The following is an 8,390-nucleotide window of genomic DNA, read 5'->3' as shown; positions in this document are numbered from 1 at the left end:
CACTTCCTTACCAAACAATTGAAAAATGTCAGTACCGAGATGAGTCTTCATGTTCTCGCTTATAACCTCAAACGAATGATGTCGATTGTGGGCAGTGAAAGTCTACTCGAAGCAATAAGGGCGTAGTTAGCCTTTTATTGTTAGCTCATATGCGTGATAAACGTGCTAATAAAGCGGATATCAGCTCCCTCAACCCAAAATAAACAACATACCAACAATTTACTGCGAAAATAATAAGGCGTAGATAAAATATTGGGATTTGGGTAAATTAAAAATAGTTTTTACACAGTCTGCCACCATTGCAGACATACGTCAGATACTAAAAAACCGCCTTCGAAGAACGGCTTCGTGCCATTTGCTGAAGTTAACTTTTGCAAAAGTATTGCTGACTATTTACCAGTTTTCTGGCATTCAGTTAAACAATATTATTTACAGAGGTCTTTTTATAGTAAGGTCATCACGTCGATAGCTTTTATAAACCTTTTCTTACCTCTCAAGGGACCATTAGAGTTTCCTCTGATATTCCCATATTTTTTACAAGCTCTATTCCAATGCTGAGAGCAAGGGTGCGCGGAGTAGTCATAAAGAACACCGTAATTATCTAGGAAGGAAAGTAGTTTATCTGTTCGTGCTGCTTTATATGCCTTAACTGATGCAAACATAACTATGTTAGGCTTAATGATACTGATTATATTTTTTATCGTTTCTAGTGCTACTTGTAGGTCTATTTTATTTTCTGATATTGATGCTCCAGCACTTTCTGCTGGTCTTTGAAAGTAATTTATATATGCTATAAAATCAAAAGGTGTGCTGTTTTTAGAATTTCTGGGTTTAAATATCTCTGTTTTTAAAAGTACATCATGAAGGTTTCTATGCATAGGGTGAGTTTTCTTTTTATTCTTTTTAAAAGAATTATCTATACTTCTTGTTATATGGTGCCTAACTCTGTGCCCACTCCTTTTACTTAAATCCCCAATTTTATCGCTCAGGTTGTCTTTAAATGTTTTTGAGTACCAATTCGAAGTATTATGGTGAAATGTTGCCTCTTTGAAGAAATAACTTTCACCGACAACTAATATTTTTATCTCCTGTTCATTATACTCACCTCCAATCCATGGCATCATTTCTGGAAATTTCGTGAAATGCGAGTCTTCGTAATTCTTTAAGTCAGAATCAAAGTCAGAAGACCCATGATAAATATTGAACTCAGTTGTCATTTTAATATACTCCATGTATTAATAATTAATTGCTATTATTGAATTAAATATTTTAAATATTCATATTATATCTATGTTACATCACGATTTACTTAACCACATGCTTGGAAATTAATTTTTCCGCACCATCATTTTCCAACCATTTCAAAGAAAGGCTACTGTCGAAAATTTCCAAAATACAATCTTGATTTGGAAAAATATCATGCTGTTTTCGATACTCCGATAATATCCCTAAGAGAGGTAAAACAAGCTCTCTGAAATTACTGTTTTTCAATTTTTCCATCTGAATTTTATCTACTAAAAACGATGCAAAATCAATCTCAGAGCTATCAGGTAAACATCCCAATATGACAGTCCCGTTAATTACATCAGCGGTCAATGTTTGATCTTGCAAATTTTTTAATCTGTTTGCTTCAAAGTTATAATCATATTCTGTCATTCCCTCTCCCCATAACACTGTCAAAATAATGAGCTTCCACAATAAAAACGCTAATAATGAACTAAATTAAGAGTTAAATTAAAGCCAATTTCCCTCATGATCATCAATGTAATTTTCTATAAAATCGAAACAACATTCTCTAAATTCAGGGTCACTATGTGATGCACTAAAATCACATTAAACCTTTTTAAGGAAAATTATTTCATCTTGAGTCACGTCTTTTAATATATCTACCGCCGCGGACAATGCAACAATTGCTGGGTCTGGTTGTGTGTTGCTTTCATCGCTTATCTCATAATGGTACATAGCCGTTATTAAAGACTTAATTAAAAACTTCCATATATTGTTCCTTGTAGGGTTTAATAAAGAAACGTCCGCTGCTCGCTCTATGCTGACATTAAGCTTTTCATGTGGTTACGTCAACAATGAGCTTTTAGGAGGCATAGACTTGTATTTACTCTGACAGAGAACTGAGCCACCACAGCAGTCATACACTTTTGAATTATTAACGATCACTTTGTGCGCAAAGCGGAAGTAATTATTTGATAGTGTCAGCTTTTTTTACAGTCAGCTAAAGGTCATATTGCTGACCTTATATAGTAACGAAAAGTTTTTTATCATGGTTAAAGCGATAACACTTCCTACCTAATTCCCTGCTGTGACGTTTAATCAAGCTAGTGTGACAGTGAGGCATTCAGATTTAACGACTTAAAGCGGTTCCAGTTGGTTAATCAAATATAGTGTTTGGTCTTTATTTTTGGGGTATTGAAAAATTTTTCAGATTGCTGCTCGGTGAGCGTAGACGATTTAGGTTTTGGTCGATGAAATGGGGGTTGTCATCATGGTTGTTAACCGAAACTTAGCTAACGAACGATATATCAAAGGCTTAATGGAACATAGCCAATGACAAAATCAAAAATATTTTTAGTGTCAGCTTTTTTTACACTTCTAACTTACTTATATTAGTGATGTTTTATATCTAATTGAAGTTGCATTGTATTTTAAGGTTGGTGTGATATTTGCTTGGTACTGCACCACAAGCCAATGACGTTATATGTTGATCACAGACCTTAGAACGGGTTATTTGAATAAGGGAATAAATATAGATGAAAACTTTAAAGATAATTAGTCTCGCGATAGCGTTAACGATGAGTAGTGCATCGAGTGCCGGGATTATTAATGCGGCAGATGAGACTTTCGTGGACACGACGACGGGATTGCAGTGGATGGATTTCGGAGTTAACAACCAGCACACATACACAGAAGTTTCCAGCATGCTGGTGACAACGTATAGCGGCTGGCAATTAGCCGACATGCAGCAAGTAATCGAGTTATGGGACAATATGTTGGCACCGTTAAGCACTGATGTTAACCGATATGACACAGGCGCTGAATACAGCAATTATAGTGGGGCGGAACCATATACAGGATTAAAGGCTATAATAGGAGAGAACACCCCGAATATGAGTTTGGGGTGGTTTGCGGACAATACAGGTTCGATGTCTTATGCTTATAGTGATATGAACGGTTACGCCCACGTTATGGGCAGAAATTCGAATTATGATTCTTATAAAACAAATACAAATGAACGTTATTCTACGTTTTTGGTGAGATCAGCCAATGTGCCGGAGCCATCGACTCTAGCTATTTTCGCATTAGGAATGATTGGTTTAGCATCACGTCGATTTAAGAAAAAATCTTAAGTTTATTGATTCAGAATCAAAATTAATTATTGACGACGGTATGCCTGAATAAACCCATGTAACCCAATGTTGTCGATAATCATCAAGAAGCATCTTCCAATTTGGTAGATGCTTTTTTTGCTCATAAAGCTGCGATAATCGACGTATGTGATTTTGTAATGTTCTTTTTGAAACTGTTATTTTTTCTTTTCCAAACTGATACCCTAAAAAATCAAACCCATTAGTAATTCTACCAATAGTTGTTTTATCAGGGTGTTGTTTTAACTTTAGTTTTTCAAAATGTTGATTAACCTTTTTTATGGCTTTACGTAATTTCCACCTTGAAGATGATAATACAATGATGTCATCCATATATCTTCGATAGAAAACGGGTTTATCTTGCATTTCTTTATCTAATTCATAAAGATAGAAACTCGATATCAAGGGGCTTAATGGGCAACCCGATGAAATACCTTGTTTGATATCTTTAAATAATCCACCTGATTCAATGCTTCGTTTTAAATATTGTGATATTAAGTTCATCACCATCTTGTCTTTAATGTAAACCGATAACTTTTTTAACAATATTTCATGATTTATTGATTCATAATACGATTTTACGTCAGTTCGAAATACAAACGTATTGTTGTGTAAATCATGTTGTATCTCTGTAACGGTATGTTTGCTGCCACCATGCCCTTTTAAGTGTGTACACAGCTTAGAAGACGGTAAATAACGATGTAATACCCGTGATAACAACTTCAATACTAAACTATCGATTGATGTCCATAGGTGAATAACTTCACCTGATGATTTCGTTACCTTTTGTAGTGGTTGAAAAGTGAAACGGTTGGTTGATAAATCACGTATTAATTTGGGTTTAATACTTTTCCAATGAAATCGACAATGCCACACATCACTATTCACAGGGAAATGTTTTCGTTGTTTACATAACCAACTAAATGATTCATCCAATAGGTTGGAGTTTGTTAACCCATTCATCATAAAAAATAGTAATAAACCAACATCATAGAATTAGCAATCCCTTGTTACCCCTATGAGTAAATTATCTTTTTAGATAAGGTCTACTTTGAAGCAGAAAGAGGTCATTTAAACATGCCTGTCAGTATTAAATTTAATGTCTCGATTGTGGCATTAGTTAGCATTAAGATGTGAAATACCAATGGCAGGAATGAGCTTGAAGCGGACGTTAGGAATAACGGGTTGCTAGCTTTCGCTAAGCGCACCAACAAGACCTAAATGACAAAAGAAAGGGACCACAACATGTAGTGGTTGGTCGGGCTAAGTGGATAGCCCTTTTAATAATAGCTAACTTTTTATTTAGATACGTTAGAGGATTAGCCAACCAGCAACTATTTTAATGATTAGGTAAAGTCGCAACAGGTTTACCGCTTGTGATTGGCTTAGGTCAACCCAATATCCATCTGTATTGAGCTGGTGTCTTAAGCAAGTGTCTTGAGTATGTTGTCGATAATGATGACTAGGCGTAAAATAATGGAGTGGCTATGATCGCTAAAGTAAAAAATAGAGCAATTTTCAGTAGTCAAATTTTTTCTATTAATTATGTCACTTACCCGACTAACCATAGTGTAATGACACACAGTGATCCCGTGCAATCAGGACGTTATTACAAGCTTAATTTTGTCATACAAACGCCTAAAGTAGGTGGGGTATTTAAGTGTTCACACTGTATTATAAATTTATTTAATCGGGTTTACTTATTTCGGCCCGACAAGTATGAGCATAGTGTCTCTAAAATTGAGTCGGGTAAACGTGTGCTATTGAGTTTTGCGCTGAATGTTTAGTTGAACAGCACTTTGTGATGTTCAACTTTTTCGTGATTTTTGCTTAACTTTTTCTTAATTTTTTCTTAACTAGAAAAAGCCAACCGAGCCAAACCATGACTATAGCTGGGCAAAATTTCGAATTAAGTTATGGTAAACATTATGTAAACTGTCTAGTTCTGTGCGGGAGGTTTTATTCTCTGTGATCAGGTTTTGTATACTTTGATCTAGTTGATACAAATTTTGACGCAGACTAACATCCGCTATCATGCTTTGCATCCATGTAATTGCGGCGACTCGCTGACCTTGAGTAACCGCCGTGACTTTATGTAAGCTACTTGAGGGATAAACCACAGCATAACCGGCCGGCAGCTTAATTGACTGATGGCCAAATTCGGTAGAGATAATTAACTCCCCTCCTTCATACTCCTCAGGCTCACTTAAAAATGTGGTCATTGACATATCGCTACGTAAAACCTCTGTCGTACCAGGAATTCTCATGATCGCCGCATCAACGTGATAACCATACTCTTGCGTATCACTGTAACGATTAAAACAGGGTGGAAATATTTTATGTGGTAAAGCGGCTGAAACCAATTTAGGTGTTTCACCAATGCGCGACAATAGCTGGTTAGCTAATTGACGCACATGGGTATTATTGGCATCAGCTTGATTGTTATTTTTAACCGAAGCCGCCATGCCCATCGCGGTGTTTTTACCGTCGCCCCAAATATCGTTAGTGAGCTGTTGACGATAAGCATTAACTTCTTCTTTGGATAATATTTTTTCAATAACAATCATTACTTTTACTTTGCCTTTTTAATTAAAATTCATACGTTGCGGTAAGTTTGGTACTGGTAGCACTGCCTAAATACATAAATGAACCAGAACGATATGCCGCCGTCCAATATTTTTCATCAAAGGCATTACCAATGTTTAATCTAAAACTTAAGTCATTTGTCGCGTAATAGTTAGCAAATAAGTTAACCACTTGGTAGCTAGGAACCACAACACTGTATTGATTATTTACGCTATCATAACCAGCAGCAGTATCTGGCTGACCTGCGTACATTTCACTTTGGTAAGCGTAATCACCACCGACAACAAATGACTCATTAATTTCATATCTTAATTGTAAATAAACACTTTTTTCAGCAAAGTTACTTAACGCTAGGCCAATACTGTCTTCATTTATAGAGTCTACAACTTCAGAGTCCATTGATGTTGCAGAAAACTGTACACTTAACTCATCGGTTAGATTACCCACAAAGCCAATTTCAATACCTCTTACTCTATTCTCGCCCGTATTTAAGGTACCCAAGGTGGCGTAATCGTCGTCACCTACGCTTTCCATGACATCATTTTTAGTGATTTGAAAAATAGAGGCACTAAACAAGAAATTATCATCAAGCAACATTAATTTAGTGCCAAGCTCAATGTTTTCTACCCGTTCAGGCTCTGAATCAGGTACTTGAGTCGCATTACCACAAACACCACCATAACCACAGTTTGCGCCTAAGTCAGTCTCACCACCATTAATGTTGGTTGCTGTGCTGTAATTTGCATAAACATTAAGGTCTTTTGAAAAATCGTATATTAAGCCAAGATTACCGTTATACATAGTGTCTGAATAAGCATAAAGCGCCGAAGTGCCTCTACTTGTTGCGTCATTACTATAATCAAAATTGTCTAACCTAGCACCATAATAAACGTCAAGTTGGTCGGTTAACTGCACGGTATCAATGAGGTAAACTGACACTGTTTCGATATCAAGTACGGCATCCTTGTCACCGCGGGTATAAGTTCTTCCCATCAACTGAGCAATATCACTGACCTGATTACCCGTACCGTCAACAATACAATAACCTTCTCTATCACCACGACGACCAGATGTTATGCAATTAGTTGCGTTGTTATAATTAATGTCATAAACACCATTTTTAACGCTTTCATCGCTATATTCGAGACCAAATACAAAGTTATTCTCTAAATCAAACACTTTCGTATTCCAGAATAAGTTGAACTGCGTACTCGCGTACGAAACATCTTGATAACCTTGATGGGTGCTTAAATTTATGGTTTGTTCGCCTGGCGCTTCGAGATCGCTAGCGGCACGGGTTGTACCACTTGCACCGGTAGTAATATAACCATTTTTGGTCTCACCAAAACGTGTGGCGTTATAGAGAACAATATCATCATTCACTTCATATTCAGTTCTTAAGGTGAATGTTTTTACTTTAGAGGTTAAAAAGTCTGACGCTTGTGCATAAACAGGAATGTCTTCAACAGGAGCTCTTGCATCACGGTCATAATAACTGCCTAGGTCAGGCACATCTTCAGCATCTAAATAGTAGCCATCGGCGGTAATGGATAGTGCTTGTGTGGGTAAATATACCCCTGATAATTGCACGCCATTTCTTTCATTTGAAATGTCTTCACGGCCTGGTTTATCCTCATCAGAGACTAAAGCATTGAGTCGAATAGCAGAATTTTCTGACAGGGGTAAATTATAATCTAATGTGACACGTTTATATTCATCGCTACCTAAACCGGCATCAACACGACCAAAATTATAATTTACTGACGCTTTTTTAGTAATACTGTTCACCGCACCACCTGATGATCCTCGGCCTGCGAAAGTTGAACTGGGTCCTTTGGTAATTTCAACACGCTCAGTAGCAAAACTTTCGCGGGTACTCATGCCAGGGTCTCTTAAACCGTCAACAAATACGTCACTGCGCGCTTCGTGGCCACGAATAATATAACGGTCACCAAAAGCGTTGCCGTTTTCACCCGTCCCTAAAGTAATTCCCGCTTGCGCAGACAAAATATCTTTAAGATCCGTTTTACCTGCTTCTAAAATTTGGTCTTGTGTTAATACTGTAATAATTTGAGGCGTATCAACAAGTGCAGCAACACGGCGCATATCACCAGAGGCAGGATGTAAATATACCGAGGTTTTAGAGCCGTGAACTCTAATTAATTCAATCGCTTCATCTGATTGATTAATTTGCTTTGTTTCGCACTTAACACCGCTATCTTTTTCACAATTTTCTCCGTTGTTTTCTGCGTATACCTGTGGGCTGCTAAAGACAAGAGCAGCAGCTACGGCCTGTGCACCAAGTGCTATTTTATTTTTATGATGATATTGAGTGTTAGATGTCATGTTTTTACTTTTTATATTAAAACCTTAATTAATGAAGAATTTAATATTAACTAAGCCTAAACCTAAATGCAAATGATAACA

At 36.8% G+C, this 8,390-nt stretch carries 7 protein-coding genes; 2 read left to right on the top strand and 5 right to left on the bottom strand.

From position 1 onward, the window contains the following. Positions 1-443: 443 nt before the first annotated feature. Positions 444-1,217, bottom strand: a complete 774-nt coding sequence (locus H4J54_RS10730) for a hypothetical protein (protein WP_182190869.1) — start codon at positions 1,215-1,217, stop codon at positions 444-446. Between the two features lie 88 nt (positions 1,218-1,305). Next, on the bottom strand, positions 1,306-1,656 hold the full coding sequence (locus tag H4J54_RS10725; RefSeq protein WP_182190868.1) for a hypothetical protein: 351 nt from the start codon (positions 1,654-1,656) through the stop codon (positions 1,306-1,308). 1,106 nt (positions 1,657-2,762) lie between these two features. Here H4J54_RS10725 and H4J54_RS19440 point away from each other — a divergent pair. Continuing rightward, positions 2,763-3,359 (top strand): PEP-CTERM sorting domain-containing protein, encoded by a 597-nt coding sequence (locus H4J54_RS19440; protein ID WP_259367139.1) that lies wholly within the window; start codon positions 2,763-2,765, stop codon positions 3,357-3,359. On the opposite strand, the gene H4J54_RS10715 is transcribed toward H4J54_RS19440, so the two are convergent. Further along, complete coding sequence (locus H4J54_RS10715) at positions 3,333-4,343, bottom strand: reverse transcriptase/maturase family protein (RefSeq protein WP_182190867.1); 1,011 nt, start codon at positions 4,341-4,343, stop codon at positions 3,333-3,335. The two genes, H4J54_RS19440 and H4J54_RS10715, sit on opposite strands and share 27 nt — an antisense overlap. 521 nt (positions 4,344-4,864) lie before the next feature. On the opposite strand from H4J54_RS10715, the gene H4J54_RS10710 reads away from it, so the two are divergent. Continuing rightward, a complete protein-coding gene (locus H4J54_RS10710) occupies positions 4,865-5,164 on the top strand; it encodes a 2OG-Fe(II) oxygenase (RefSeq protein ID WP_182136404.1) in 300 nt (99 codons plus the stop codon). A 99-nt stretch (positions 5,165-5,263) separates the two neighbouring features. Here H4J54_RS10710 and H4J54_RS10705 read toward each other — a convergent pair whose 3' ends face one another. After that, a complete protein-coding gene (locus tag H4J54_RS10705) occupies positions 5,264-5,944 on the bottom strand; it encodes a Fe2+-dependent dioxygenase (RefSeq protein ID WP_182136403.1) in 681 nt (226 codons plus the stop codon). Positions 5,945-5,966: 22 nt separating this feature from the next. Continuing rightward, positions 5,967-8,309, bottom strand: a complete 2,343-nt coding sequence (locus H4J54_RS10700) for a TonB-dependent siderophore receptor (RefSeq protein ID WP_182190866.1) — start codon at positions 8,307-8,309, stop codon at positions 5,967-5,969. Positions 8,310-8,390 lie beyond the last annotated feature (81 nt).

Source organism: Colwellia sp. MB3u-8 (genome assembly GCF_014076985.1).
Lineage (GTDB): Bacteria > Pseudomonadota > Gammaproteobacteria > Enterobacterales > Alteromonadaceae > Cognaticolwellia.
Note: the sequence above shows the minus strand (reverse complement) of the source record. Positions and strands in the feature narration are given on the sequence as shown.